This window comes from Streptomyces sp. DH12, assembly GCF_020873895.1.
Lineage (GTDB): Bacteria > Actinomycetota > Actinomycetes > Streptomycetales > Streptomycetaceae > Streptomyces.
Window position 1 is genome coordinate 1 of the sequence record NZ_JAHWGT010000251.1, and the last position, 744, is coordinate 744.

Genomic DNA, 744 nt, shown 5'->3' on the forward strand with positions numbered 1-744 from the left:
TCAAGTCTGCCCGCACACAGCAGAGGGATCCCGAGGGGCGCATGCCCCTGGTGGAACACCTGCGTGAGCTGCGGAACCGCCTGGCCAAGGCCGTGCTCGCGATCGTCGTGGTGTCGGTCGTCGCCGCGTTCTACAGCGAACAGCTCATGCAGTTCCTGGCCGATCCGGTGCCCAAGTGCGACGACCTGACGAACAGCGACGGCGGCAACTGCGCCATCGTGTCGTTCAACACACTGACGTCGCCGTTCACCACGACGATCAAGGTGAGCCTCATGGCGGGCCTGGTCGTCTCCAGCCCGGTCTGGCTCTACCAGCTGTGGGCCTTCGTCGCCCCCGGTCTGCACCGGCACGAGAAGAAGTACACCTACGTCTTCACCGCGGCCGCCGTGCCGCTGTTCGCCGGCGGCGCCCTCCTCTCGTACGTCATCCTCCCGGTCAGCATCAAGGTGCTGCTCAGTCTCACGCCCGGGGGATCGGCGAACATCCTGTCGCTCGACGAGGTCCTCGACTTCACCATCCGCATGGTGCTGGTCTTCGGCCTGGCCTTCGAGCTGCCGCTGCTGCTGATCATGCTGAACATGGTGGGCATCGTGTCCGGCCGCCGGATGGCGGGCTGGTGGCGCGGTGTCGTCATGGGCGTCTTCGTCTTCGGCGCGGTCGCCACGCCCACCACCGACCCGGTGGGCATGCTGGCGCTGTCCGGGCCGATCGTCGTCCTGTACTTCGTCGCCGTGGGCTTCTCCC

General features: G+C 66.9%; 1 protein-coding gene. It reads left to right on the plus strand.

Going from position 1 to position 744, the window contains the following annotated elements; genetic code table 11:
* Positions 1 to 41: 41 nt before the first annotated feature.
* Positions 42 to 744: twin-arginine translocase subunit TatC (gene tatC / locus LPA54_RS33840; RefSeq protein ID WP_228984525.1), on the plus strand; the 703-nt coding region annotated here is incomplete at its 3' end.